General features: G+C 71.9%; 23 protein-coding genes and 2 pseudogenes. 16 read left to right on the top strand and 9 right to left on the bottom strand.

The features are described from left to right. Window positions 1-478 precede the first annotated feature (478 nt). A complete protein-coding gene (locus ACFYW5_RS29425) occupies window positions 479-2,914 on the bottom strand; it encodes an HAD-IC family P-type ATPase (protein WP_389420134.1) in 2,436 nt (811 codons plus the stop codon). A gap of 907 nt (window positions 2,915-3,821) precedes the next feature. On the opposite strand from ACFYW5_RS29425, the gene ACFYW5_RS29420 reads away from it, so the two are divergent. Then, window positions 3,822-4,856 carry a methyltransferase domain-containing protein gene (locus tag ACFYW5_RS29420; RefSeq protein ID WP_389420133.1) on the top strand — a complete coding sequence of 345 codons (1,035 nt, stop codon included), beginning with the start codon at window positions 3,822-3,824 and terminating at the stop codon, window positions 4,854-4,856. Between the two features lie 264 nt (window positions 4,857-5,120). Here the strand turns inward: ACFYW5_RS29420 and ACFYW5_RS29415 are convergent, their stop codons facing one another. The 3 genes and pseudogenes from ACFYW5_RS29415 to ACFYW5_RS29405 form a co-directional block, all read right to left on the bottom strand. Beyond that, window positions 5,121-5,474, bottom strand: a complete 354-nt coding sequence (locus ACFYW5_RS29415) for a hypothetical protein (RefSeq protein ID WP_389420196.1) — start codon at window positions 5,472-5,474, stop codon at window positions 5,121-5,123. A gap of 17 nt (window positions 5,475-5,491) precedes the next feature. After that, window positions 5,492-5,647, bottom strand: a pseudogene (locus ACFYW5_RS29410) (LLM class flavin-dependent oxidoreductase); the annotation flags it as partial. 70 nt (window positions 5,648-5,717) lie between these two features. After that, window positions 5,718-5,930 (bottom strand): hypothetical protein, encoded by a 213-nt coding sequence (locus ACFYW5_RS29405; RefSeq protein ID WP_389420195.1) that lies wholly within the window; start codon window positions 5,928-5,930, stop codon window positions 5,718-5,720. A gap of 260 nt (window positions 5,931-6,190) precedes the next feature. Here ACFYW5_RS29405 and ACFYW5_RS29400 point away from each other — a divergent pair, with 260 nt between their 5' ends. The 10 genes from ACFYW5_RS29400 to ACFYW5_RS29355 all read left to right on the top strand — a co-directional run bounded on the left by ACFYW5_RS29400 (window position 6,191) and on the right by ACFYW5_RS29355 (window position 18,246). After that, window positions 6,191-7,690, top strand: coding sequence for an anthranilate synthase component I family protein (locus tag ACFYW5_RS29400; RefSeq protein WP_389420132.1), 1,500 nt, complete (start codon window positions 6,191-6,193; stop codon window positions 7,688-7,690). After that, window positions 7,687-8,292 (top strand): anthranilate synthase component II, encoded by a 606-nt coding sequence (locus tag ACFYW5_RS29395; protein WP_389420131.1) that lies wholly within the window; start codon window positions 7,687-7,689, stop codon window positions 8,290-8,292. The genes ACFYW5_RS29400 and ACFYW5_RS29395 overlap by 4 nt, the downstream gene beginning before the upstream one ends. After that, on the top strand, window positions 8,285-9,313 hold the full coding sequence (trpD, locus tag ACFYW5_RS29390) for an anthranilate phosphoribosyltransferase (protein ID WP_389420130.1): 1,029 nt from the start codon (window positions 8,285-8,287) through the stop codon (window positions 9,311-9,313). Before ACFYW5_RS29395 ends, trpD begins: the two co-directional genes overlap by 8 nt. Continuing rightward, window positions 9,310-10,086, top strand: coding sequence for an indole-3-glycerol phosphate synthase TrpC (gene trpC, locus ACFYW5_RS29385; protein WP_389420129.1), 777 nt, complete (start codon window positions 9,310-9,312; stop codon window positions 10,084-10,086). The genes trpD and trpC overlap by 4 nt, the downstream gene beginning before the upstream one ends. Next, the gene (locus tag ACFYW5_RS29380) at window positions 10,083-11,492 is read left to right on the top strand and encodes a class II 3-deoxy-7-phosphoheptulonate synthase (protein ID WP_389420128.1); all 1,410 of its coding nucleotides are present in this window, start codon (window positions 10,083-10,085) and stop codon (window positions 11,490-11,492) included. The genes trpC and ACFYW5_RS29380 overlap by 4 nt, the downstream gene beginning before the upstream one ends. Window positions 11,493-11,525: 33 nt before the next feature. Continuing rightward, entirely contained in the window at window positions 11,526-12,671 is a 1,146-nt protein-coding gene (locus ACFYW5_RS29375; RefSeq protein WP_389420127.1) for a hypothetical protein, read from the top strand. Next, complete coding sequence (locus ACFYW5_RS29370) at window positions 12,668-13,414, top strand: DUF6182 family protein (protein WP_389420126.1); 747 nt, start codon at window positions 12,668-12,670, stop codon at window positions 13,412-13,414. Before ACFYW5_RS29375 ends, ACFYW5_RS29370 begins: the two co-directional genes overlap by 4 nt. Window position 13,415: 1 nt before the next feature. Further along, a complete protein-coding gene (locus tag ACFYW5_RS29365) occupies window positions 13,416-15,044 on the top strand; it encodes a GH3 auxin-responsive promoter family protein (protein ID WP_389420125.1) in 1,629 nt (542 codons plus the stop codon). Window positions 15,045-15,116: 72 nt separating this feature from the next. Then, window positions 15,117-17,459: a hypothetical protein gene (locus tag ACFYW5_RS29360; RefSeq protein WP_389420124.1), complete on the top strand. Its 2,343-nt coding sequence runs from the start codon at window positions 15,117-15,119 to the stop codon at window positions 17,457-17,459. Beyond that, complete coding sequence (locus ACFYW5_RS29355) at window positions 17,452-18,246, top strand: hypothetical protein (protein WP_389420123.1); 795 nt, start codon at window positions 17,452-17,454, stop codon at window positions 18,244-18,246. The genes ACFYW5_RS29360 and ACFYW5_RS29355 overlap by 8 nt, the downstream gene beginning before the upstream one ends. Window positions 18,247-18,249: 3 nt before the next feature. Here the strand turns inward: ACFYW5_RS29355 and ACFYW5_RS29350 are convergent, their stop codons facing one another. The 3 genes from ACFYW5_RS29350 to ACFYW5_RS29340 all read right to left on the bottom strand — a co-directional run bounded on the left by ACFYW5_RS29350 (window position 18,250) and on the right by ACFYW5_RS29340 (window position 19,539). After that, on the bottom strand, window positions 18,250-18,480 hold the full coding sequence (locus tag ACFYW5_RS29350) for a DUF1905 domain-containing protein (RefSeq protein WP_389420122.1): 231 nt from the start codon (window positions 18,478-18,480) through the stop codon (window positions 18,250-18,252). A 520-nt stretch (window positions 18,481-19,000) separates the two neighbouring features. Then, window positions 19,001-19,303 (bottom strand): hypothetical protein, encoded by a 303-nt coding sequence (locus ACFYW5_RS29345; RefSeq protein ID WP_389420121.1) that lies wholly within the window; start codon window positions 19,301-19,303, stop codon window positions 19,001-19,003. Next, complete coding sequence (locus ACFYW5_RS29340; RefSeq protein WP_389420120.1) at window positions 19,300-19,539, bottom strand: hypothetical protein; 240 nt, start codon at window positions 19,537-19,539, stop codon at window positions 19,300-19,302. The genes ACFYW5_RS29345 and ACFYW5_RS29340 overlap by 4 nt, the downstream gene beginning before the upstream one ends. Before the next feature lie 171 nt (window positions 19,540-19,710). Between ACFYW5_RS29340 and ACFYW5_RS29335 the strand changes: the two genes are divergently transcribed. The 5 genes from ACFYW5_RS29335 to ACFYW5_RS29315 all read left to right on the top strand — a co-directional run bounded on the left by ACFYW5_RS29335 (window position 19,711) and on the right by ACFYW5_RS29315 (window position 22,609). Further along, window positions 19,711-20,472: a DUF6461 domain-containing protein gene (locus ACFYW5_RS29335; protein WP_389420119.1), complete on the top strand. Its 762-nt coding sequence runs from the start codon at window positions 19,711-19,713 to the stop codon at window positions 20,470-20,472. After that, window positions 20,469-20,765 carry a hypothetical protein gene (locus tag ACFYW5_RS29330; RefSeq protein WP_389420118.1) on the top strand — a complete coding sequence of 99 codons (297 nt, stop codon included), beginning with the start codon at window positions 20,469-20,471 and terminating at the stop codon, window positions 20,763-20,765. The genes ACFYW5_RS29335 and ACFYW5_RS29330 overlap by 4 nt, the downstream gene beginning before the upstream one ends. A 173-nt stretch (window positions 20,766-20,938) precedes the next feature. Continuing rightward, entirely contained in the window at window positions 20,939-21,142 is a 204-nt protein-coding gene (locus tag ACFYW5_RS29325) for a DUF6207 family protein (protein ID WP_389420117.1), read from the top strand. Between the two features lie 628 nt (window positions 21,143-21,770). After that, window positions 21,771-21,959, top strand: coding sequence for a hypothetical protein (locus tag ACFYW5_RS29320; protein WP_389420116.1), 189 nt, complete (start codon window positions 21,771-21,773; stop codon window positions 21,957-21,959). A 365-nt stretch (window positions 21,960-22,324) separates the two neighbouring features. Next, complete coding sequence (locus ACFYW5_RS29315) at window positions 22,325-22,609, top strand: hypothetical protein (protein ID WP_389420115.1); 285 nt, start codon at window positions 22,325-22,327, stop codon at window positions 22,607-22,609. A gap of 462 nt (window positions 22,610-23,071) precedes the next feature. On the opposite strand, the pseudogene ACFYW5_RS29310 reads toward ACFYW5_RS29315, so the two are convergent. Together ACFYW5_RS29310 and ACFYW5_RS29305 are read right to left on the bottom strand one after the other, a co-directional pair. After that, window positions 23,072-23,386, bottom strand: a pseudogene (locus ACFYW5_RS29310) (DUF4383 domain-containing protein); the annotation flags it as partial. 233 nt (window positions 23,387-23,619) lie between these two features. Next, a complete protein-coding gene (locus tag ACFYW5_RS29305) occupies window positions 23,620-24,189 on the bottom strand; it encodes a hypothetical protein (protein WP_389420114.1) in 570 nt (189 codons plus the stop codon). Window positions 24,190-24,496: the final 307 nt, after the last annotated feature.

Here is a 24,496-nt window from a genome sequence, read left to right as displayed (position 1 = left end):
CGCGGGCACGGCCACGAGCCCCGCGTACAGACAGCCGAAGAAGGCCACGGGGAAGTCGGTCCCCGACGGGTACAGCAGCAGCCCCGGTCGCCGGGGCGAGGGCCGTCTCCTCCCGCAGGGCATGCGCCAGGCGCCGCGCCCGCTCGTCCAACTCGGCGTAGAAGAGGGTGTCATGGCCGCCCTGGTCCGCGCCGGGGGAGTGGACATGGATCACGGCGTCCCGCTCCGGCCATGTACGCGCGAGCGCGCGCAGTACCGAGGGCAACCCGGCCGCGGCACGTTTGGCGGTCGTCCTCGCTCCGAGCCTGGGTCGTGCCGCGCTGATCGGTCCGTTCGCAGGGGCACTGCTGTGCGGCCGACGCTGGCCGGAGCTCCTATGGCCGGGCATCAGGGGCCATCGAGTGGGACGGCGAATGGACCGCCCGGCGCTGTGCCGGGCGGCCCTCGGGCGGCCGGGGGATGTACCGCCCGGGTGGACTCAGTCGGAGACCCTCCGTCCTCGATCCTGAGCCCACACGATCTCAAGTGCCAGTCCGGCCATCACCGCCGACGCGACCGCCGCCCACGGCGCCGCCAGACCGACCAGCTGCAGCTGGAAGAACTTCTGCAGGTAGGGCACCACCAGCACCAGGGCGAAGGACACGGCCATGGTCAGCACCAGCAGGATGCGCCACCAGGTGTACGGGCGGGCGATGATGGCCAGCGCCCACAGCGCGGTCAGGAACAGCGCCAGCGTCGCCGCCGACGTCTCCGCGTCCAGGTTGTCGTCGTACACGGACCGGGCGTAGAAGTACGACACCGAGGTGGCGGCCGCCGCCAGCGCACCGGCGGGGACGGCGAACCGGAGCACACGTCCGACGAAGTTGGGCCGGGCGCGCTCCTTGTTGGGCGCCAGCGCCAGGAAGAACGCCGGGATGCCGATGGTGAGCGAGCCGATCAGGGTGATGTGGCGAGGCAGGAACGGATACGGCACCTGTGTGAGCACCACCACCACGGCCAGCAGCACCGAGTACATCGTCTTGGTGAGGAACAGGTTGGCCACGCGCTCGATGTTGCCGATGACCCGACGGCCCTCCGCCACGACCGACGGCAGCGAGGCGAAGTTGTTGTCCAGCAGCACGATCTGCGCGACCGCCCGAGTGGCCGGGCTGCCCGAGCCCATGCCCACCCCGATGTCGGCGTCCTTCATCGCGAGCACGTCGTTGACACCGTCACCGGTCATCGCCACCGTGTGCCCGCGCGACTGGAGGGCGCCCACCATGTCCCGCTTCTGCTGCGGCCCGACCCGCCCGAAGATGGTGTGCTTCTCGACCTCGTCGGCCAGCGCCTTCGGGTCCTCGGGCAGGAACCGCGCGTCCACCGGGCTGTCGGCGCCCGGCAGCGACAGGGCCGACGCGACGGCGCCCACGGACACCGCGTTGTCGCCCGAGATCACCTTCGCCGAGACACCCTGGTCGGCGAAGTACTTGAGCGTGGCCGGCGCCTCCGCCCGGATGCGCTGCTTGAGGACGACCAGACCGCACGGCAGCACCGCGTCGGGCACCTGCGCCGGGTCGTCCAGCAGCGTGTCGAGCGGCCGTGAACTGCGGGCGAGCAGCAGCACCCGCAGACCCCGGGCGCCGTAGGAGTCGGCCGCGGCGAGCACCGAGTGGCCCGGCGGGAGCATCGTGTCCGGCGCCCCGAGCAGCCAGGCCGACCGCTCGCCGGACGGCTCGGCGAACTCCGCCCCGCTCCACCGGCGCGCCGAGGAGAACGGCGCGACCGCGTGCCGCACCCAGCCGCTGGGGGCGGGGTAGGCGTCGATGATGGCCTGGAGGCTGGCGTTGGGCCGCTCGTCGGCGGCGCCGAGGGCACCCAGCACCTCCTCCAGCGGCACGTTCGGCGCCAACGGCAGCACCTCGTCGACGTCCATCGACGCCTCGGTCAGGGTGCCCGTCTTGTCCAGGCACACCGTGTCCACCCGGGCCAGACCCTCGATCGCCGGAAGCTCCTGCACCAGACACTGCTTGCGGCCGAGCCGGACCACACCGACCGCGAAGGCCAGCGACGTCAGCAGGACCAGGCCCTCCGGCACCATCGGCACCAGACCGCCCACCATGCGCCGGACCGCCTCGGGCAGATCGTCGTCGTTGACCATCAGTTGGGTGATGATCAGCGAGATGCCCGCCGGAATGATGGCGTACGTGACGAACCTGAGGATCCGGTCGATGCCGTTGCGCAGCTCGGAGTTGACCAGCGTGAACCGCCGCGCCTCCTCGGCGAGCTGGGCGGCGTAGGCCTCCCGGCCGACCCGGGTGGCGGTGAACGCGCCGGAGCCGGCCACCACGAAGCTGCCGGACATCACCGGATCGCCGGGACGCTTGACGACGGGGTCCGCCTCGCCGGTCAGCAGCGACTCGTCGACCTCCAGGTTGTCGGCCGTGGTGACCGTGCCGTCGACCACGATCTTGTCGCCCTGCCCCAGATCGATGAGATCGTCGATGACGATCTCGCCGGCCCCCAGCGGGACCCGCTCCCCGTCGCGCCACACCCGCGGTCGGCTCTCGCCGACGATCGCGAGCTGGTCCAGCGTCCGCTTGGCGCGGAGCTCCTGGATGATGCCGATCAGCGTATTGGCGAGGATGACCCCGCCGAACAGCGCGTCCTGGATCGGCCCGACGATCAGGATGATCACGAACAGCACGCCGATGATGGCGTTGATCCGGGTGAAGAGGTTGGTCCGGACGATCTCGCCGATGCTGCGGCTGGACCGGACGGGCACATCGTTGACCCGGCCGGCGGCGACCCGCTCGGCGACCTCGGCCGTGGTGAGGCCGGCGCTCCGGCCGTCGCCCGCGACGAGCGGTGGCAGGGCACTGCCCCCCGAAGCGACGGCCTCGGCACTCACGCCGGGCTCGTCCAGCCGCTTTTCCATCCGTGGATTCCTCCGCATCCCTCGCTGTCCGGCGCCGCACGAGGCGGGCCGGGCGTTCGTCCGCGACCGAAGGTAGGAGCCGCGAGGTCCTCGCCACTACGCACCAAGGACGTCTCTTCGTCTGACTTTCGTCAGGTGCGCCGGTCCGGCCGGACGGCACTTCCGGCGGGAGGTCAGGCGCGGGAGAGCCCGCATGTCGATGCCGGCTCGACGCGGAATCCCCGTACCTTCACCTCCGGCGCCCGCGAGGTGGGGTTCGCCGTGAGTGAGGTCCGTAGGGGTGGCCAGGGCGCGCTCGACCCGCCAGCCTCACCGCCGGCAACGAATGCCCACCCAGATCCAGTCGGCGCCGGGTGCCGGGACGACGTATCCCAGGAGCCGGTCGTCGCGCACCACCAAGGCCTGCCGCACTCGCGGGTCCATCAGCAGCGCGGCCTCCGCTTCGCCGATAGGGCACGGATATGACGCCGCTGCCGGGCCTGCCATGACTGACGAGGTGCCCGACGACACGTACCGCTGCCCGTCGTCGACCTGCGCGGCACCGACACCCCCCGCACGGCCGCCGACGGCGCATGCGTGCCTTGGTCGGGGTCGGGGTCGGGGTCGAGGTGGGGTTGGACGGGTTGTTCCGGTGTCCGATGGCGGCGGGGCTGGCCGAGCGGTTGCCCACGGAGGGTGGGACGCTGTCCGCGCCCGCCGTGGTCGCCAACCGGGACCGATCAGCTGGCAGGGACTTGGGGATGGAAGGGCAGCGGCGGAAAACGGATCAATACCGAAGGGAAACTACCGGCTCCTAGCGTGGGTCCGCAGAACGCCCCGGACATCCCGTTGCTCGCCCCGCCGACCGGATCCCGCTCCTTCGCGAGCCCGGCAGGGCGCCCCTTCACCCCACGCAGAGGAGAGCCTCATGCAGGCACAGACGAGCGGGTCCATCGTGACAGGGGCAGACGTTCCGGGGCAGGTGGCGGAGCTCCGGCGGCTCCACCCCGGACTGTACGCACGCACCGACCCGCGGCGGATCGCCGCGTGGCAGGCCGTGCTCGGCAGCACGCCGGAGCGGCACGACGACTTCGGGGACGACGCCGAGGGCGGCCGCGGAGGGATCTACCTCAAAGCCCAGGCGCTGAACACCCGCGCCCGGGCCACCGGCATCCGAACCCTCCTCAGCCTCGCCGCGCCCGAGCGGCCGACCGCCGACGGCGAACGGCCCGTGCTGGTCGACCTGTTGGGCGGCGACGGACTCATCCGCAAGGTGTGCCAGGAACTCGGCCTCGACGACTTCGACATACTCACCTGTGACGCCTCCTCCCACATGGTCGCCGCGGCCTGGGCGGCCGGCATGCCGGCCCTGCTCCAGCGCGCCGAGCAGCCCCTGTTGCGCGACGCGTCCGTCGACGCTGTCCTGCTCGCCTACGGCTCCCACCATGTGCCGCCCTCCGACCGGCAGACCGTGGCCAGTGAGGCGTACCGCATGCTCCGCCCGGGCGGCAGGTTCGTGCTGCACGACTTCCTTGTCGGTTCCCCCATGGACGTCTGGTTCGAGGAGGTGACCGACGTCCTGTCGATGACCGGGCACAAGTTCCTGCACTTCACCCGGGACGAGATCGACGGCTACCTGGAGAAGGCCGGTTTCGACCACCGTGAGGTCCTGGAGGTCGACGACCCGTACACCGTCGTGGGCGCCACCCCCGAAGAGGCCGAGCTGGCCGTCGGCCGGTATCTGCTGCACATGTACGGCCTGGTGAAGGTCTTCGACGGGCGTACCGAGGAGGAGGCGTACCGCTGGGTGGCCGAGCGGGCGAGGGCCGTCTTCCGCTACACCGAAGCGGACGGCTCGGTCACCGGCACCGAGCTGCGGCGCGACGACGCCACGGGCGAGTGGCGCCTCACGGTGCCCCGGCGCGCGGTCGTCGGCGTGAGCCGCAGGGCCGACCACGGCTGAGCGACCCGCCAAGGGCGGTGCCCGCGCGGGCGAGCACGGCCGGTCAGCCGGCGAAGGCGCGCCACACCCGGTCCAGGTGGGGCAGTCCAGCAGCCGTAGCCCTTGCCCGCGCAGCTCCGTCCAGTGGCCGCGTCACAGGTCGACGGAGGAGTCCAGGTACTCGAGGAAGGGCCCGCGCACCACCTCGCGCACCGTCTCGTCGGACTCGCCGACGAAGGTGTGCACCCTCAACGTCACCCGCCCGCCGTCCGGGTCGTGGCCGTGTCACCGCCGCGCCACGAGGTAGGCGCGCACCCGAGGGACCAGGCCCTCGACCTGCTGGAAGAGCAGGCCGGTCAGCACATGCAGGCCCAGCGCGCCCGCCTGCTCGAAGCCCCGCGGGTCGGAGGAGCAGGTCAGCCACAGGTCGAGCGCGCCCTGCCCCGGCCGTGGATAGGTGCCGACCTCGACCTTGCGGCCCTCCCCGTTGACCCGGCGGACGGTCTTGCCCGCCCACAGATCGCGCAGTTCGGCCGGCGCGCGGGGTGTGCGACTGGGGCGCGGCGTAGCGCCGCGGTGCGAGCACGAAGTCGTCCGGCGTTGAAGCCGGCGGCCACGGCCAGGCCGACCCGGCCGCACGAGAGGTTGTCGACGAAGGCCCAGTCCTCCACCATCGTCAGGGGCTTGTGCAGCGGCAGCACGACACTGCCCGCCCGCAGCCGGACGCGTTCCGTGCTCGGGGCGAGGGCCGCCGCGGCCGGCGACGGACGGGGGCAGGCGCCGCCGAAGGGGTGGAAGTGCCGCTCGGGCAGCCAGACCGCAGTGAATTCGTTCCGGTCGGCGAAATGCAGCAGCTGAAATCCGTGGCCGCGGCCGGTCCTTTCAGTGGATTCCGTCGACGGCCGCGGTGCGCTGTGCGAGCCGTTCCGTCTCCTCGATGTCGGCGGCGAACCCGACGGCGCCGACGGAGTCCAGGCAGTATTCCGGGAAGGGCAATTCCGGGTCGATCCCGGCGGCCTGCAGCCGCACATGGTCGGCGAACCGCTCGACGATCCGGGCCCGGACGCTCTCGGGCGGATGCTGCACGGGCGTCATCGGCGCGTGTCCCCTCGGGCGCGAAAACAGTGATCCGGTGTGGAATTCGGGCCGGGCACGGGGAAGTTCACGTGTTTTCCAGATGTTAGCCATAGCTGCGAAGGCGCGTTGGCGAACGGATACGGAGTCAATACCGCAGGTATAGCGAAGGCATAAGCCGCATTCGTAGAGTGCGCTGCGGTGGAATTCGAGGCCGCGTGCACAGTCCGCGGCGAACAGCCCGGAGGAAGTCCCGCGCCGGCCCAGCCGAGGAAGGCGACATGACCACCCATCTCACCGAAGAAGCCGCGGAGGTCACGGCCGAGGCGGTCCGGGCCACCGTGCCCGACCGGGCCACGGCCGCCGCCCTCGGGCACGCTTACGACATCGTCCCGCTGTACCAGGAGTTCTTGGCCGACGGCATCAGCCCCGTCACCGCGTTCGCCCAGCTGTGCGGACCCGACGAGCCCGGCTTCCTGCTGGAGAGCGTGCCGGTCTCGGGCGGCGTCGCCCGCTACTCCTACGTCGGCCACCGGCCCGCCCCGCTCGACCTGCCCGACGGCGACCCGCTGGCCGTGTTGGAGGCCCGGCTCGCCCTGCGCGAGGCCCCCGTCGAAGGGCTGCCGCCGTTCCACGGTGGCTTCGTCGGTTACCTGGGCTACGAGGCGGCCCGGCACTTCGAGGTGCTGCCACTCGCCGCGGGCGCTCCGCCCGGCCTGCCCGAGTCGGCGTTCCTGTCCGCGCAGGACCTGGTGGTCTTCGACCACGCCACCCGCCGCGTCCTGCTGATCACCCTGCACCGCCCGGCCCGGGAGTCCTACGACGACGCCGTCGGCCGGATCGTGCGTCTGGGCGACCGGCTGCGCGGCGCCGGCCCGGTGCCCGGTTTCACCGGCCGTCCGCTGCGGCGCCCCGATCCGGCGGCCGAGGCGGACACCTCCGGCTGGACGGCGAACCTGACAGAGCGTGAGTTCACCGAGCGCGTCGAGCGTGCCCGAGCGCACATCGCGGCGGGGGACGCCTTCCAGATCGTGCTCTCCCGGCGGCTCAGCCGCCCGCTCTCCGCCCCGCCCCTCGACCTGTACCGGCATCTGCGGGCCACCAACCCGTCGCCGTACATGTACCACCTGAGCCTGGGGGAGGGGCGGCACGTCATCGGCGCCTCCCCAGAGCTGCTGGTCAAGGCGGAGGGCGAGCGCGTGCAGACCCGTCCGCTGGCGGGCACGCGGCCCCGCCACCCCGACCCGGGGGCGGACCTGGAGCTGGAGCGCGAACTCCTCACCGACGAGAAGGAGTGCGCCGAGCACGTGATGCTCGTCGACCTCGGCCGCAACGACCTCGGCCGGGTCACCGAGCCCGGCACGGTCCGGGTGGACCAGCTGATGCGGGTCGAGCGCTTCTCGCACGTGATGCACCTGTCGTCGACCGTCTCCGGCCGGCTCGCCCCCGGCCGCACCGTCCTGGACGCCCTGCGGTCCGCCTTCCCCGCCGGCACCCTGTCCGGGGCGCCCAAGATCCGGGCCATGGAGATCATCGCGGAGCTCGAACCGCATCGACGCGGCGTCTATGGCGGGGCCGTCGGCTTCGCCGGGTACGACGGCCTGGCCGACTTCGCGATCGCCCTGCGCACCGTCGTCGTCGCCGACGGACAGGTGCATGTCCAGGCGGGCGCCGGGATCGTCGCCGACTCGGACGCAGTCGCCGAGTTCCACGAGACCCTGCACAAGTCCCTCGCGATGATCACGGCCGTACGCCGTGCGGAAGCGGAGGCACAGCGGTGACGGACAGCCACGCGACCCGGGCGCGGTCCGCCCGGCCACGGGTCGCGGTGATCGACAACTACGACTCCTTCACCTACAACCTCGTGCATTACGTCGCCGAACTCGGCGGTGAACCCACGGTGTTCCGCAATGACGCCGTCGGCATCGCCGAACTGGCCGCCTTCGACCTGTTGTTGCTCTCCCCCGGCCCCGGCGCCCCCGCCGAGGCGGGCATTTCCGTCGAGGCCGTCCGCGCCCTCAGCGGCCGGCTCCCCATCCTCGGTGTGTGCCTGGGCCACCAGAGCATCGCGGCCGCGTTCGGCGGCAGCGTGGTGCCCGGCACGCCCGTGCACGGCAAGACCTCGCCCGTGCACCACGACGGCAGCGGCGTGTTCGCCGGACTGCCCGACCCCTTCACCGCCACCCGCTACCACTCCCTCGTCGTCGCGCCGCACGACCTGCCGGACGCACTCCTCGCGGTGGCCCGCACCCCCGACGGCACCCTCATGGGGCTGCGCCACCGCGACCACCCCACCCACGGCGTCCAGTTCCACCCCGAGTCGGTGCTCAGCCCCGAGGGCAAACAGCTGATCGCGAACTTCCTGGAGCTCAGCGATGATTGACGTACTGCGTGCCCTCGCGCGACGCCGGCTCACCGAGGACGAGGCCGCGGCGGCGATGCGCGTCATCATGCGCGGCGAAGCCACCTCCGCCCAGATCGCCGGCTTCGCCCTGGCCGTCACCGCGCGCGGCGAGTCCGTGGACGACCTGACCGGAATGGCCCGCGCCGCGCTGGAGTTCACCACCCCGCTCGGCGTCGACGGGGACGTGCTCGACACCTGCGGCACCGGCGGCGACGGCCTGAACACCTTCAACATTTCCACCGCCGCCGCCGTCGTGGCCGCCGCCTGCGGGGTGCGCGTCGCCAAGCACGGCAACCGCAGCGCCTCCTCCGCCTGCGGCAGCGCCGACGTGCTGGAGGAGCTCGGCGTCCGCATCGACCTGGGCCCCGACGAGGCCGCCCGCTGCCTGGCTGCGACGGGCATCACCTTCCTGTTCGCGCCGGTCTTCCACCCGGCCTTCCGGCACACCGCCGGCCCGCGCCGTGAACTGGGCGCCCGGACCGTTTTCAACCTCCTCGGACCGCTGCTCAACCCGTCCGGCGCCCAGCTGCGCATCCTGGGCGTGCCTGACGCCGCCCTGGTCGAGCCGATGACCGAGGTGCTGCACCGGCTCGGCGTCACCCGCGCCCTGGTCTTCCACAGCGAGGACGGCATGGACGAGCTGAGCACCGGAAGTCCCGCCCATGTCGTCGAACTTCGCGACGGACACCGCACGACCCACCGCTTCGACCCCGCCGCGACGGGCCTCGCACCAGCCCGCCCCGACGACCTGGCCGGCGGCGACCGCGCCGTCAACGCGGCGATCATCCGCCGCGTGCTGGCCGGCGAACCAGGACCGGCCCGCGACGTCGTCCTGCTCAACGCCGCCGCCGCACTGCGCGTCGCCGGCACCGCGGCCGGCTGGCACGACGCCCTGGGCCAGGCCGCCGAGGCCGTCGACACCGGCACGGCCGCCACCCTGTTGACCCGCTGGGCCCGCGTCTCCCACCACCCCACGGCCGCCCTGGAGATCCCGGCATGACCGACATCCTCGCGACCCTGATCGCCCAGGCCGAACGGCAGACCGCACGGCGTCGTGCCACCTGCCCCGACGCCGATATGGCGCAGGCGGCCGCCGCCGAGCCCGCGCCCCGGGACCTCGCCGCTGCCCTGGCGGAGCCCGGCCTCTGCGTCATCGCCGAGATGAAGCCGCGCAGCCCCTCCAAGGGCCCGCTGACCGACGACTACCGCCCGGTCGAACGAGCCCGCGCCTACCGTGACGGCGGCGCCCACGCGCTGTCCGTCCTCACCCACGAGGACGGTTTCGGCGGCAGCCCCGAACACCTTTCCGTGGCCCGTGCCGAGAGCGGACTGCCCGTCCTGCGCAAGGACTTCATCACCGACGAGTACCAGCTCCTGGAGGCCCGAGCGCTCGGTGCCGACGCCGTCCTGCTGATCGTGGCCGCCCTGTCCACCGAGCGGCTCGCCCAACTCCTCGCCCGCACACGGGGACTGGGCATGGAGGCGCTGGTCGAGACACACGACGCCGACGAGGTCGACAGAGCACTGGAGGCCGGCGCCACCGTCATCGGCGTCAACCACCGCGACCTGCGTGACTTCACCATCGACCGCACCCTGTCCGCACGGCTGCGCCCCCGCGTCGGCGCCGGCCGGATCCTCGTCGCCGAGAGCGGCGTACGCGACGCGCACGACGCCCGCGCCCTGGCCCGGGCCGGAGTGGACGCCGTACTCGTCGGAGAGCTGCTGATGCGGGCGGACGACCCCGCCGCCACGATCAAGGAGCTGACGGCATGACGCTGCTGCCCACGCCCGCCGCGGCCCGCCAGGACCAGGCCGCCCCGCCCCCGCCGGGCTGGACCCCTGCCTCCTGGCGCGACCGCCCCGCCGCCCAGCAGCCCGACTGGCCCGACCTTGAGGCGCTGCGGCGGGTGACCGGCACCCTCGCTCTCCAGCCCCCGCTCGTCCTGCCCGGCGAGATCCTCGACCTGCGGCGCGAACTCGCCGCAGTCGCGGCCGGCGACGGCTTCCTGCTCCAGGCCGGCGACTGCGCCGAGCCCTTCGCCTCCTGCACCGAGGACGGTGTCCGCGGCAAGCTGCGGGTCATCCTTCAGCTCGCCATCGTGCTCACCTTCGGCTCGGGCCTGCCCGTGGTGAAGGTCGGCCGCATCGCGGGCCAGTTCGGCAAGCCGCGCAGCCGCCCCACCGAGACCGTCGACGGCGTCGAACTGCCCGCCTTCCGCGGCGACATCGTCAACGGCCCCGAGTTCACCCCCGAGGCCCGCCGCCCCGACGCCGACCGCATGCTGCGCGCCTACCACCACTCCTCCGCGGCCCTGAACGTGCTGCGCGCCCTCACCCTCGGCGGTTTCGCCGACCTCGACCAGGTCCACGCCTGGAACCAGGAGTCCGTCCGGCGCAGCCCCGCAGGCCGGCGCTACGAGAAGGCGGCCGAGGACATCGCCTGGGCCCTGCGCTTCATGAACGCCTGCGGCGTGGACACCGGCGCCCAGCCGGTCCTCCACCAGACCCGCCTCTACACCTCGCACGAAGCCCTGCTGCCGCCCTACGAACAGGCGCTGACCCGCTACGACGAACAGCGCCGCGCCTGGTTCGGCACCAGCGCCCACCTGCTGTGGATCGGAGACCGCACCCGGCAACTCGACGGCGCCCACGTGGAACTGCTCGCCGGCCTCGCCAACCCGGTCGGCATCAAGGTGGGACCGTCCACCACAGCGGAACAACTGCTGGCGCTGTGCGAACGCCTCGACCCGCACCGCACCCCCGGCCGGCTGGTGCTCATCACCCGGCTCGGCGCCGGACGCGGCGCCGACCTGCTGCCGCCGCTGCTGCGGGCCGTTCGGGAGGCCGGACATCTGCCGGTGTGGACCTGCGACCCCATGCACGGCAACACCTTCGTGTCGGTCGGCGGCTACAAGACGCGCCGCCTGACCGATATCACCGCAGAGATCGGCGACTTCTTCGCCGCGCACGCCCAGGAGGGCACCCACCCCGGCGGCGTCCACCTCGAACTCACCGGCGACGACGTCACCGAGTGCCTCGGCGGCGACCTGGACGAGATCGTCGACGAGCGGCTCGGTACCCGCTACGAGACCTCCTGCGACCCCCGTCTGAACGCCGCCCAGTCGCTCGAACTCGCCTTCCGCACCGCCGAGATGCTGCGCGCCCACCTCAGCGCCTGACCGGGCGCCGCCCGACCCGGAAAGGAGCACTCCGTGACCGTCGACGCGACAGCCGGCCCCCGGGCGGGCGCCGAACTCGTCGTGGCGCCGGTGACCATCACCCCCACCAAGCCCCTCACCCCCACCCACGTCAAAGGACTGCTCTGGACCGATCTGCTGGTCAAGGCGAGTTCCCGGCTCACCCCGGTCCGCCTCGTCTGGAACAACCGCACGGCCACCGTCACCGCCCAGTCGACCGCCTTCTGGCGCCATCTCGACCTGACCGAACCGGACACCGACTGGAGCGCCGAGACGGCCCTGGCCATCGGCGAGCGCTACGTCCGCTACCACGCCGGACGGCCCCGCACCGACCCGCGCACCCTCGATGCTTATCTGTCCCGCGCCGACGACACCGGCTGGGTCCACCCCGCCGGGCGCCGCATGCTCGACCTGTGGCGTGCCGAACTGGACCTGCTCGGCGTGGCCGACCCGGGCCTCGCCCTCGACCGCCCGCTCGGCATCCCCGCGTCCGCCGCGCTCGGCCTGCTCGCCGACCGCGGACTCCTCCTCGACCACCGGCCCTACGGCGGCCCCGTCCACCTCGACGGCACCCGCTGGGGCCTGCCGCTGCGCCGGCTCGTCGGAGCCGACGGCCACCCCAACTACCTGCTGCCGATCCTGCGTGAACTGATCCCGATGATCCGCCCCGACCGGACGTTCCTGCTCATCTGCGACGACGACCTCACCGCCGACTACGTGCTCCTGCACCGTGTGCTGACCGAGTTCGGCGCCCGCGTCGCCCGGCTCTCCCTCAGCCGGGTCCCCATCGCCGGAACCACCCGCTCCAGCCGGTACGGCGGCTGGAGCGGCGCGACCCTCGGCGAACTGTCCGCCGCCGCGGGCAGCGCGGACCGGGCCGCCTACCGGCTCGGCATGCGCCTGTACTTCACCGGCACTCTCCAGCGCGGCTCGGCCCAGCCCTTCCGCATGCCGCTGCTGCGCCGCTGCGTGGGACGGGCCGCCCGCCTCCTCGACGCGGCGGCCGACCGCGGCGCCGCTCCGGCCGACCGCACCCTCGACGAGGCGCTCGCCCGGCTGCGCACCCGCCCCGGATACGTCGACCCCTACCGGCTGACCGCCTCCCTCCTGGGCGGCCGCGTCATCCCGCCGACCCCCCAACTCCGGGCGCTCTACACATGAACGCACAGCACGCCCTCCTCTTCCGGCCCGCCTCCGCCTCCCGCGCCGACGGTCCGCTGGCCGCCGCCGCCCTGGCCCGGCTGGCGGCCGTCAGGCGCGGACTCGGCGACGCGCCGGTCACCCACGGCCTGACCGCGGCCGTCGTGGTGGCCCGCCTCGACGTGCCGTCCTTCCTCACCGGCGCCGCCGGTTTCGCCCTCGCCCTGCCGCCCGTGCCGGCCGACGGCTGGTACCGCACGTTCACCAGAACCGTGTTCCTCAGCGGCCGCCCCGCCGCCCTTGCCGCCCGTCACCCGTACCGGCACGCCACTCCCGCCGCCGACCTCGCCTGGTACGGCCCGGCGCGACGCGGCCGACTCCAGCCGCTCTCCCGGCTGCTGCGCGCCTTCGAGGCCCCGGCCCCGATCCCCGTACCGGACGAGCCGCTCGTCCTCACCGTCCCCGGCCCTCCGTCGCACCGCACCGTGGCCGCGGTGCTCGCCACGCGCGAGGTCAGCACCGCCGCCTACCTGGTCCACGCCCACCACCTGATCGCCGAGGCGGCCTTGTGCGGACTGATCCGCCCCGGCGACACCCTCCGCCTCACCCACCGAGCCGATCTGCACCCCGACGAGTTCCGCGACGCGCTGGACCCGTCCCGCGCCGGTTCGGCCCACACGCGCATCGCCCCCAGCCCCACCGACCCCGACCGGCTGCGCCTGTACGGCGTCCTGCGGCTGCAGCACCCCGAAGGAGAGCACTGACATGCGGGCCGAACGCGTACTCGCCGAGCACCGCCGCTTCCGCGCCGCCCTGGAGGACCCCGAAGAGGTCCAACGCGACCTGCTCGGCAGCATCCTGGAGCGCAACAGCGACACCGCCTTCGGCCGGGAGCACCGCCTGGCCTGCGTACGCGGCCTCGACGACCTGCGCCGGGCGGTGCCGATCCGCACCCACCAGGAGCTGATGCCGTGGATCGAACGGGCGATGGGCGGCGAGCAGGCCGTACTGACCGCGGACGACCCCGTCGTCTACTTCTCCTCCAGCGGCAGCACCGGCCGCGAGAAGCACATCCCGGTCACCCGCAGCTATATGCAGGGCACCTTCCTGCCCTTCTACCACGCCAGTTTCGCCCCGCTCCTGCAGAGCCTGCCGCAGGCCCTCTCGATGCCCGGCGCCGTTCTCAACCTGTGGCAGGACCCGACCTCACCCATCTCCCGCACCGGCCACGGGCAGCCGCACATCGGCGCCAGCCAGGTCGACTACAGCAAGTTCGGCGAGGACTCCGCCGTCGGGTTCGGCAACGACGCCGAATGGAGTCGCATCCCCGCGGAACTGGCCACGGCGGGCCCCTGGGACCGCAGCTACTACAAACTGCGCCTCGCCGCCGAGCAGGACATCCGGATCGTCATCGGCGTCAACCCCGCGATGGTCGCCGGACTGCCCTACATGCTGCGCACCCTGTGGCCCCGGCTGGCCGCGGACCTCCGCGCCGGCACGCTCGACGGCCGCCCGCACACCCGGCCCGACCCCGAGCGCGCCGACGAGTTCGAGCGGTACGCCCAGCGGTTCGGCACGCTTCTGCCTTACCACCTCTGGCCGCGCCTGAGCGCCGTCTTCGTCTGGAACAGCGCCCTCGCCTCGCTGTATCTGCCGCGCGTGCGCGAGACGTACGGGCCGGGCGTACGGCTGTTCGGCGCGCCGGTCGCTTCCTGCGAGGGGCCCGCGGCCGTGCCGGTCGACCAGCGGCCCGGCGCTCCGCTGTATGTGCCGGGCTGCGTCTACGAGTTCGTGCCGGCGGACGGGCCGGTCACCGCCGACAGCGAGACGCTCGCCGCCACCGAGCTGGAGCCGGGCCAGGACTACCACCTCGTCCTCACCCACGTCGGCGGCCTGTACCGGTGCGCGGTCACCGACATCGTCCGCGTCGTCGGGTACCAGGGGCGCACCCCGCGTATCGAGTACGCCGGACGTGACGTCGTCCACTCCGCCGCCGGGGAGCGGCTGAGCGAGGCCGTCGCCGTGCGCGCGCTGCGCGCCGCCTGCCACGACGCGGGCGCCGAGATCCGCAACGCGACGTTCCGCCTGGCGGGCGCCGGCCCGGGCGGCCGGTACCAGGTCGCTGTGGCCTTCGCGGGCCCGTCGGCGCCGGCCCTGGGCGCCGCCCTGGACGCCCGGCTGGCCGAGCAGTGCCCGGGCTACCGGGAGGGCCGCCGCTCGGGATGCATCGGCCCGGCCGAGGTGATCGAGGTCCACCCGGACGCCTTCCTGCGGGAGTGGGAGCGCGCCGTGCGGGGCGGGCAGCGTCCGCCTCGGGTCAAGGACAGGGTGTTCCTGCCCGGCGAGGAGGTCTGGGAGCGGCTCGTCGCCTCCGCCGCGCCGGAGGCCGCCTGAAGCACCACGGCACCGGGGCCCCGTGGGAACGGCGGACCCGCCACCAAGACGACGGATGAGGAGGCGATGCTGATGACCGACGTGATCCCCGGCCGTGGCCAGTACACCGAGGAGGCCCGCCGAAAGCGGCTGACCTGGCTGCGCGGACGCAGCGGCACGGAGCTGGGCTCGCTGGAGGGAACCGGTCTGACCGCTCAGCACCTGGTCGGCAACGTGGAGAATTTCGTGGGCTCCGTCGAGGTGCCGGTGGGCCTCGCGGGCCCGCTGCTGTTCACCGGTGACGCGGCCCGCGGGAGCGTGGTCGCCCCGCTGGCCACCACCGAGGGCGCGCTCGTGGCGTCGGCCTCGCGCGGTGCACGGGCCGTCACCGAGTCCGGCGGGGTCACCACCCACGTGCTCGCCCAGCGGATGACTCGGGCCCCCGCGTTCGAGTTCGCCGACATCGCCGCCGCACATCGGTTCACCGCCTGGCTGCACACCCACCGCGGACGGCTGGACGAGCAGGTGCGTGCGGTCTCCCGGCACACCCGCCTGATCGACGTCGACCCGTACCAGATCGGCCGCCGGCTCCATGTGCGGTTCGTCTTCGAGACCGCCGACGCCGCCGGGCAGAACATGACGACGGCGGCGACCTGGCAGATCTGCCGATGGCTGACCGACGAGCTCGCCGCCGACGACCGCTTGCGCCCGTTGGGGATGATGCTGGAGGGCAACCTCAGCGGCGACAAGAAGACCACCGCCGTCTCGCTGCTGGCCGGCCGGGGGACCCGGGTGACCGCAGAGTGCAGACTGCCCCGGCACACCGTCGCCTCGGTGCTCAAGACCACCCCCGAGGCCATGGTCAAGGGGCATGTCGCGACCGTGCTCGGCGCCCAGCAGGCCGGGACGACCGGGATGGGCGTCAACGCGGCGAACATCGTCGCGGCCCTGTTCGTGGCGACGGGCCAGGACGTGGCCTGCGTCCATGAGTCCGGCGTGTCGATCTTCTCCATGGAGCAGGACGCTGACGACCTGGTCGCGACCATCCTGCTGCCCAACCTGGTGGTGGGCACTGTCGGCGGCGGCACCGCCCTGCCGCACCAGCGCGATCTGCTGACCGTCCTGGGCTGCGCGGGCGAGGGCGGCGCCCGCCGGTTCGCCGAGATCGTCACCGGGTTCGCACTCGCCCTGGACCTGTCGACGATGGCGGCCGTGGTCAGCGGCCAGTTCGCCGAAGCCCACCAGCGGCTCGGCCGGGCTCGCCGCGTCGACTTCCTCCAGTCCGGCGACCTGAACGCGGCCCTGCTGCAACCCGTGCTGGCCGAGGGCCGCGGCGATCCGCGCCTGCACGTCGGCCGCGTCCGGCAGGCGCCGCCCCTGCACGGCGACGGCATCTCCAGCGAACTCGGCGCCCTGGCCGAGCGCCGCAAGCTGACCGGTCTGCATCCGCTGACGGTGACCCTCACCCGCGGCGAGGGTGACCCCACCACCGTGGACCTGGTGGCGAAGGTCAAGGCCCGCGGCGACGAGATCGTCTCCGGCATCGCGAAACTGCTCTCGCTGTGCGCGCCGGAGGCCGCCCGGGCCTGGGGCCGCTGGGGAGCGGACACCGAGTTCACCGACGCCCACCTCCGCGAACTCGCCGTCTACCGGCGCACCGAGACTGCCCTGACCCGGCTGCTGCCGCGCTGCTACGGCCTGCTGGAGGACGACGAGCGCGAGGCGTACGTCATCCTGATGGAACGGCTGCGTGACGACGGCGGCCCGTGGACCCGCGACCGGATCGCCGAAGCGCTGCGCGCCATCGCGCCCGTGCACGGCCACTGGCTCGGCCGCGACCAGGAACTGCTCGCCGAAGGCTGGCTCCGCCGGGTGCCCGAGCCCGCCCAACTGGCCAAGGCGCGGGAGCTGTGGGAGGCACTCGCCCGACAGGCGGCTGCCGACCAGCCCGACCTGATCGACGGTGCCCGTCTCGACATCCTGCTGGGCATCGCCGAGAGCGTCGGTTACTGGTCCCAGGAACTCCAGGTCCTGCCCCGCACGCTGGTCCACAACGACTTCAACCCGCGCAACATCGCCCGCCACAAGGGACGCATGGTCGTCTACGACTGGGAACTCGCCACGATCGACGTACCGCAGCGCGATGTCGTGGAACTCCTGGCGTTCACCCTCGGCCCTGAGGCGACGGCGACCGATGTCGACGGCTTGCTCGCCGTGCACGCCGACGCGGTGGCGGCGGAGTCGCCGCGGGCGGCGCGCTTGGTCGCCACCACCGACTGGCACCGGGGCCACCGCCTGGCCCTGCGCGAGTTCCTGATGAACCGGCTGGCGCTGTACGTCACGGGCCACGCCGAGCGCGAGTTCGGGTTCCTGCCGGGCGTGGTGCACACCGCGTTCCGCCTGTGGGACCTGGACCGGACCCGGGACGGTGAGTGACGTGCGGGTGGCCGTGGTCGGCATCGACGGCAGCGGCAAGACCACGCTGCTCCGCCGGCTGGCCGAGCGGGACGGTTTCGCGGTCGTGCACGCGATCCGCGCCCACGACGACCCCCACAGTCCCGTCGCCGGACTGTCCAGGTCCCTGGCCGGCGCGTCGGCCGCGGCCGACGCCGTGGGCCGCATCCAGCTGAAGGTCGCCGTTCTCTCCCTCCAGCTGTGCCTGTACGGCCCGGCCGAACGGCACGCGGCCCGTGGGGCTCGGGTCCTGCTCGCAGACCGTCACCCGCTCGTCGACCCGCTGGTCTACCTGCCGCTGTTCGGGCAACTGGCCAGGGATGACGCATCCGGCGGCGATGTGGAGGCCTGGTGGCGGCGGCAGGAGCCGCGCGCCGCCCGCGACGTGCGCGACTGGCTGGTGACCCGCACCGGCCATGCCGATCCCTGGGCGCTGGGCGAGGAGATGCTGGAGCTGGGCACCCGGCCGCTCGAGGAGATGCTCGACCGGCTCGAGCGCCGGTTCGGCGTCTCGCCGCCCGACGGCGTCCTTCTGCTCGACCTGCCGGTCACGGAGGCGCTGAGCCGCACCCGGGAACGGGGCCGCGCCGGCGAACTGCACGAGACCAGGACTTTCCTGTCGATGACCCGTCAGCGTTATCAGGCCGTCCTGGACTGGCTGGGCGGGGCCCGCCCAGGCATCGCGCGCCAGCGCGTCGACTGCTCCGGCCTCGGCGTGGACGAGCTCGCCGACCTGGTGCGGGACTCGGTCGGCGCCCTCAGAGCCTGACCGTCAGCTCCACGAGAGCCCCTTTGGCCTGCGCACGGCGGCCTTGATCGGCAGCAGGCAGCGGCCGTCCTTCGGGAAGAGGGACGTCGTGCACTCGACCGCGCCGATGCGGGCGTCCACCGGGATCACGCCCCAGCCGTACACGGCCATGGCGGCCACCTCCCGGATACCGGCGGATTCCTCGTCCGGTACGGGAACGACGTAGTACGGCGACGGACGGCGCCGGTCGATCACCTGGCCGGTGAAGGCGAGTTACTGTCGGGCAGCGTCCCGGCACGCCGGGATCGATCAGTTGTAGATGCCCTGTCTGCGGAGATCGCTGTTCTGGGCATGCAGCCACCGTGGTTGTCAGTCCCGGACCGTGGGGTCCTCGTCCAAGTCCTCGGCCAGTTCGTCGGAGACACCGGGGCCGGCCTCGCCGAGCGGAGCCTCCTCGGTGCCCGCGGTCTCCTCGTGCGGTGTCCGGCTTCGGGTCTGTGAGATGACATTCCCCTCCTGTTGTTGATGATGGGCAGTGGCGTCACCGGATCGGGAGGCATCGACGGACCGCTGGCGAGGGACTTGAGGACCGGTTCCAACCGAGCTGGATGAGTTCTCCGTACCGTGGAGTGCGGTTCGGTGCCTGGCTAGGACGATGTGATCCGGTACGTGAGGTGAGTGACCTGGGGGGAGTCGACCACCCGTGGGAGTTCGAGGCTGAGACCGGGTGAGACGTGGTCGAAGAGCCGGAGGCCCGAGCCGAGCACGAGGGGGGCTAGGTGAATCCGGAGTTTGTCCAGCGGTCCGGCGCGTTGATGGACTGTCGTACGGTGTCTGCCCCGCCCGAGATCTGGACGTCTTCGTCCCCTGCGGCCTTGCGGGCCCGGGCAAGTGCGGTGTCGATTCCTTCGGTCACGAAGGTGAAGGTGGTGCCGCCCTGCCGTACCCAGGGTTCCCGCCGGGTGTGGCCCATGATGTAGGCACCGGCGCGGGAGCTGAGCGGGTTGTCGGGACGGGAGTTGGGGCCGGCGATGAAGCCGTCCAGGGACATGCCCAGACTGGCGAAGACCTTGCTCATGCCTGTTCCCCGGTGGTGAAGAAGCCGGTCAGGACGGGGGCGAGGAGGTCTGAGGCGATGTTGGGGTCCTGGCCGGGGAAGACGTGCAGGGTGAACTTCTCGGCCAGTGCGGCGAGTTCGCGTGCACCGGTGAGCATGTGCGGGGCGCCTGCGTCCCCGCTGCCGACGAGAACGGGCACGGTCACGGACCGCCAGCGGTCGGCGGGCAGCGGCCGGCCGGACATGGTGTCACTCATGACCTGGCCGTCATAGGGCAGGGTGTGTTCAGCTGCAACGTCAGCACGTTCGACAGCCGTGCTTCCGCGGAAGGCTCGCACTGCAAGGGCCCCAGCATCAGCAACCCCGCTGGGTCTCCTTCGCTGCACGCCCAATTCCTGTCCACGGGATGCTGACGAGGTGACGGACTGATGGACGGACTCCGCTGGGTGTACGAGGCCTATCCGTACGGCTACAGCCTCGTCTTCTGCGAGGACCTCACCCCGGAGGAGGTGCTCGAACGCCTCGGCGCCCGGCGCGAGTCCGTCTTCCCGCTCACCGCCTTCGAGGCCCGGGAGATCGAGACCCGTAACGCGGCGGACGAGCCGTACGATCTTGACCACCTGGACGATCTGGATGTGGAGGCCGTGGAGGAACTGGGCTTCTTGCGCCCTTCGACGAACGCCGTGATCCGGGCCGGCTCAATCGAGGGCTGGTCCTTCGCGATCCAGGCGTCCGTATCGTACGTCTCCGCCGTGAGCTTTCTCCCCACGCTCTCCCGGGGCACCCGCGTCGTCGCCGCCAGCCGGGACGTGAACGCCGTACAGCGGGTGGAGTACGCGGTGGACGGGCGGGTCCTGTCATCCTTCGACCCACTCTTTCCGGCGTACGACGACGGGGCCGAGCCGTTGGCGCTCGGCTGGCCGTTGGACGAGCGCATGAACCCCACACAGGTTCTGGAGCAGTTGGAGATCCGGTTCGGGCTGTGGGTGCCAAAGGACTCGGAGGAACGTCGGCTGCCGGCGGCGGGGCTGTCGACGACAGACCATTCATCCATGTCAGGCCGACGCCTGGCTCTCCCGCTTCCGCGCCTGACGTGGGCAAGCCGCGGCGACCCAGCTATGCGGGCAAGCCCAAGACGGGCCTGGGCAAGCGCGCGTTGTCAGTGGCGGCTGCAAGGCTTGGGCGGATGAACGGCGATGAGCAGCTGCTGAACGGCCGGGTCTACGGCGCGGAGCACGACGACCCCAACCCGGGCCCGCTCCCGCACCGGACCTACGCCGCACTGGTCGGCGGGCCGCTGGACGGCCTGCTGCTGGACATCCACGGCTGGCGGAGCGAGGAAGTCGACGATGGCGTGGCCCTGTCCACCGAGCTGTCGCGGTGGCCTGGCGGCCGCGCCCTGTACGACCCGCGCCCCGGCGAACCCCGCGCACAAGGGCCCGGCGTCAGCTGCCGCTTCTACTACTCCGGCGACACACCCTGACCACAGGCCCGACCGCGGCACCGGTCGCCCCGACCACAGGGCCGACCACGGCAGGTCAGCGGATCCGGCCCGCTCGCCTACAGCAGCGACAGCCCTTCGAGGCCCGCCACTCGGTTGAGTGAAGCCACCGCAGCGGCGGAACTCTCCCGTGCCGCCGGGGCGTAGCGCCGTGCATGGACCCGATCCACGAGACGCACGTGCGCGAGCAGGGCTTGGTCGTCGTCGACATCGCGCCCGCCGACGACCGCCCTTGCTTTCCAGCAGGTGCGCGCCGACCGGTGGGCGGCGGCGACAGCGGTGCAGACGAGGCGGGGCGTCATCAGCCCGGTGCTCTGCGTCGTGCAACGACCCGCCGCAGAGCGACACGATCTTGGTGACGCCCGGCCAGCACCACGACCGTTACGCAGCCACACGATGCAGCCCGACCCCGGGGTTCCCTGGCGGGCTGGGACAATTGCGGACTTGCGGGCGTACAAGCAAGGGCCCTCGCGGCAGCCGTCCTCGTCCTGCGGCGACCCGACGGCCAGGACCGGCCTGTCCCCGACAACGATATCCCGCTCCGTCCGGCAAAGGATTGCAAGAGGTCTTCCCAACCGGCCCTCTTCGGCTACAGCCGTGGTCGTGGAGGGCTGTGTCGATCTCACCCCCGAGGCCGTTGTGAAATCGGACAGGGTCTGTGCCGACATGCGGTCCTGCAGCCTGCCCCGCCACTGACGCGTTGCTGCTCAGCGGCCTTACCGTTCACGCCTGCGAGGAGCCGACTTGTCCGAATTGCTGAGCCAGCCGCTGCCGTCTCCTTCGCGTTTCCGGCTGCCCTTGGGCACTTGTTGGTCGGGCCGCAGTACGTGGAGCGCCGTTTCGCCCGGCATGGGGAGGTCGTTTTGACTAGTCCCGAGCGGGGTGGCCCTTATCGCCGCAGGCTAGGTGGACTTTGGTGGTCTTCGTCAGCTCCACGCTGACGGCGTCGGCAGGAACGAGATCGCCCTTGAGTTGGAGTGGTCCGTCGTGACCATCACCAACCACGCGAACCGCCTCGGGCTCCCTGTGGACCGGGAGGCCACCGGGGCCGCCACTGACCGAACGTCAGATCGACCTGAAATGATCAGCGATCAGGCACGGCAGCGCCTGATGGACTTCTTCAACCACCAGCTCGACCGAGCGCGGGAGCAAGCAGGCCGTCCGTCTCCTTCCTGAGGGCGGGGACCTGCGGGGTGAACGCCTGGTACACCATCCGCGTTTTCACGGGCCAGCGTCCGCCTCCATCCGCATGCCGTGATACGCCACTTGGACCGCTGGATGCCCCGATGCGCTGCTTTGCCCCGGCGTCCGGGGCGGTGACAGCCTGGGGCGCGGTGCCGCGCTGCTCAAGAAGGGCTCGAGAACGGGATCGGTGCTGTCGTAAACAGATCTGAGGGACGGGACTCGGCCAAGTGGGCGCCTCGCCTGGCAGGTGCCGCCGGTCACCCTGAGTCTGAGTTCAGTAGCCCGCGGCCGCAGAGACATCCATGTCCTGTATTGCAGCCGTCGGCAGCCCACTACCCCACGCGAGGAGAGCCATCATGCCCAGTCCTGCTAAGACCAAGGTGGCGCAACCCGTCACGGACGACAGCATCAAGGTGCGCCAGCTCAGTCATTACCAGTTCAGTTGGGTTGCCGGTGAGCCCGCTGCCCGGGGCACGCTCACCCTGCAGCTTGTGCTGGACGAAGGAGCCTGGGAGGAGGTGCTGACCGTCGACGTCGACGACGCCGACGTGCTGCAGGACCTCCTGCGCAGCACACCGACCGTGCACTATGACGTCAGCCGCCGGACCTTGATGTTCGGCGTTACCGCCGTCGGCACATGAACAGGCAGCCCCCGCCCGTCACCTTGAGGTGACGCCTCGCCCGTGGAAGGTGAACCGCAAGTACGCGCACGGGACGTGGCTGTGCGCGGTGTCCCGGCAGTCGTCCGGCAACCCCTCCATCCGCGTCCACCGCTGACCCGACACCCCCAGCGACGCCGCCGTGCACACCTAGAGGGGGGATTGGCACCGTCTCGTCGTCATGGTCCAGCACCGCGTGGGGCTGGGAACCGCTGGCTTTCATGACCGTCCTGTCGTGACAGGTGGCCCCTGGTCTTCCCGTCGGATGCCGGGGGCCGTCGACTTCCTGAGGAGCGGTGGCGACGGTCCGCATGAATGTCATTGCCTGGTGCTTGCACGGGATGCTGGCTGGCCCGTGCGGCGGGACTGCCTGCGGATGACTGGCTGATCGCCTGTGCCGGTCAGCCAGTCATCCGTGCCGAGGCCGAGCACCAGGTGGAGTCAGTTGTCGGCGGTGTTGAGCGGGACGAAGTTGGCGGTGCTGTCGTGGTCGATGATCAGCCCGTACAGCCACAGGACGAGGTAGAGGGCACCGCCGGCCAGGAGGTAGAGCCGTGCTCCAGCCGCGGTGCGCGCGAGGGCCACTCCGGCTCCGCCGAGGGCCAGATGCAGGAGGTTGTGCAGGATGGACACCTGGAAGATGCCCAGTAGCTTGGCCTCGGAGTGGTGCGCGGCGAACTTCATGGTGTCGTAGTTCGTGGTGATGCCCGGGATGAAACCGAGGACACCGACCAGCAGGAAGATCGCGCCCATGACCAGGGCGGCCTGCTGTACCGGGGTTCGGGCAGCCCGGTCCGCTCTGGCCTTCTCCGTGTGCACCTAGCCGTCGCGGACATATCGCGGCATGCATTCTCCGCGTATCGGGCGCATACGGGTGCTCCCGTATCCTCGCCGCCAAGATCAGTCGAGGCCGCGGTCGCCACCTACGTGGATCGCGGCCGACCCCGGTTGCCTACGGCTGACGGTCACTTCCAGTGCCCCCCCGGTGAGGCCTACGACATCAGGTGGGTCGCGGAGCGGGCTCGCTCCCACATGCCAGGCATTTGTTCACTCGGGCGCTGCTGTTCGCCGTGCAGGGCGTTGAGCACGACCAGGCACCCGGTCAGGGCCGGTACTGCCCATTGCGCGGTGGCCAGTTGCCGCCGCGCCTTGTCGAGGTCGATCGGGTGCTTGGCCGCCTTCTCGGTGCTGTCGGGGTCGGTGGAGGAGGCCAGCTCGACCTTCTTGCCCAGGATGCGGGCATAGGCGGTTGCCGCCAGAGCCGCCGCGGTGATGACGGTCTTGGCCGCGGTCGAGGCGCCCACGCCCTGCTGGGCGGCGACACGGTGCGCGTTCACGGCGAGCAGCCCGCCACCGCCGAACAGGTGCGCTCCGATCGCGGCGGCGTTGACCGGCGTCCACTTCGCCCAGCCCGACGAGGAGATCCGGTCTCGGCTCAGCTCCGTGCCGCCTTCGTCCTGGGCCGCGCCGTTGAGGCCGACCGCTCCCATCAGTGAGCCCCCGAACCAGGCGGCCAGACCGAGATCGTGCAGGCTGCGGATGGCGGTGTTGCGTTCAGACATGGCGATGCTCCCTCAAGGTCGGCCGGAAGGGCTTGGCCTGCGCGGACGGCGAAGCCCATCCCACCTTCGCCGGAGTGCGTTTGCCCTGCCATCACGGCAGGCCAGATGGGTGACAGCGAGGCAGAAGCTGTTTTCACATCCGGCATGCCTCTTGGCTGGGAGCGGTCTGAGCCGGAGGTTGAACGGCAAGCTCAGGAGTAGAGCAGGACCGCTTGCGGGGGAGATACGGCAGGGCAGGGCCATCGGCCCGGTGCTCTGCGTCGTGCAACGACCCGCCGCAGAGCGGCATCCCCTGAGAACGACTCCC

This window comes from Streptomyces sp. NPDC002779 (assembly GCF_042888685.1).
Lineage (GTDB): Bacteria > Actinomycetota > Actinomycetes > Streptomycetales > Streptomycetaceae > Streptomyces.
Note: the sequence above shows the minus strand (reverse complement) of the source record. Positions and strands in the feature narration are given on the sequence as shown.

Coding starts and splice junctions, on each gene's coding strand:
- ACFYW5_RS29425 (WP_389420134.1), bottom strand. CDS start 2,914: ATGGAAAAGCGGCTGGACGAGCCCGGCGTGAGTGCCGAGGCCGTCGCT.
- ACFYW5_RS29420 (WP_389420133.1), top strand. CDS start 3,822: ATGCAGGCACAGACGAGCGGGTCCATCGTGACAGGGGCAGACGTTCCG.
- ACFYW5_RS29405 (WP_389420195.1), bottom strand. CDS start 5,930: ATGACGCCCGTGCAGCATCCGCCCGAGAGCGTCCGGGCCCGGATCGTC.
- ACFYW5_RS29400 (WP_389420132.1), top strand. CDS start 6,191: ATGACCACCCATCTCACCGAAGAAGCCGCGGAGGTCACGGCCGAGGCG.
- trpD (WP_389420130.1), top strand. CDS start 8,285: ATGATTGACGTACTGCGTGCCCTCGCGCGACGCCGGCTCACCGAGGAC.
- trpC (WP_389420129.1), top strand. CDS start 9,310: ATGACCGACATCCTCGCGACCCTGATCGCCCAGGCCGAACGGCAGACC.
- ACFYW5_RS29380 (WP_389420128.1), top strand. CDS start 10,083: ATGACGCTGCTGCCCACGCCCGCCGCGGCCCGCCAGGACCAGGCCGCC.
- ACFYW5_RS29370 (WP_389420126.1), top strand. CDS start 12,668: ATGAACGCACAGCACGCCCTCCTCTTCCGGCCCGCCTCCGCCTCCCGC.
- ACFYW5_RS29365 (WP_389420125.1), top strand. CDS start 13,416: ATGCGGGCCGAACGCGTACTCGCCGAGCACCGCCGCTTCCGCGCCGCC.
- ACFYW5_RS29360 (WP_389420124.1), top strand. CDS start 15,117: ATGACCGACGTGATCCCCGGCCGTGGCCAGTACACCGAGGAGGCCCGC.
- ACFYW5_RS29345 (WP_389420121.1), bottom strand. CDS start 19,303: ATGAGCAAGGTCTTCGCCAGTCTGGGCATGTCCCTGGACGGCTTCATC.
- ACFYW5_RS29340 (WP_389420120.1), bottom strand. CDS start 19,539: ATGAGTGACACCATGTCCGGCCGGCCGCTGCCCGCCGACCGCTGGCGG.
- ACFYW5_RS29335 (WP_389420119.1), top strand. CDS start 19,711: ATGGACGGACTCCGCTGGGTGTACGAGGCCTATCCGTACGGCTACAGC.
- ACFYW5_RS29330 (WP_389420118.1), top strand. CDS start 20,469: ATGAACGGCGATGAGCAGCTGCTGAACGGCCGGGTCTACGGCGCGGAG.
- ACFYW5_RS29325 (WP_389420117.1), top strand. CDS start 20,939: ATGGACCCGATCCACGAGACGCACGTGCGCGAGCAGGGCTTGGTCGTC.
- ACFYW5_RS29315 (WP_389420115.1), top strand. CDS start 22,325: ATGCCCAGTCCTGCTAAGACCAAGGTGGCGCAACCCGTCACGGACGAC.
- ACFYW5_RS29305 (WP_389420114.1), bottom strand. CDS start 24,189: ATGTCTGAACGCAACACCGCCATCCGCAGCCTGCACGATCTCGGTCTG.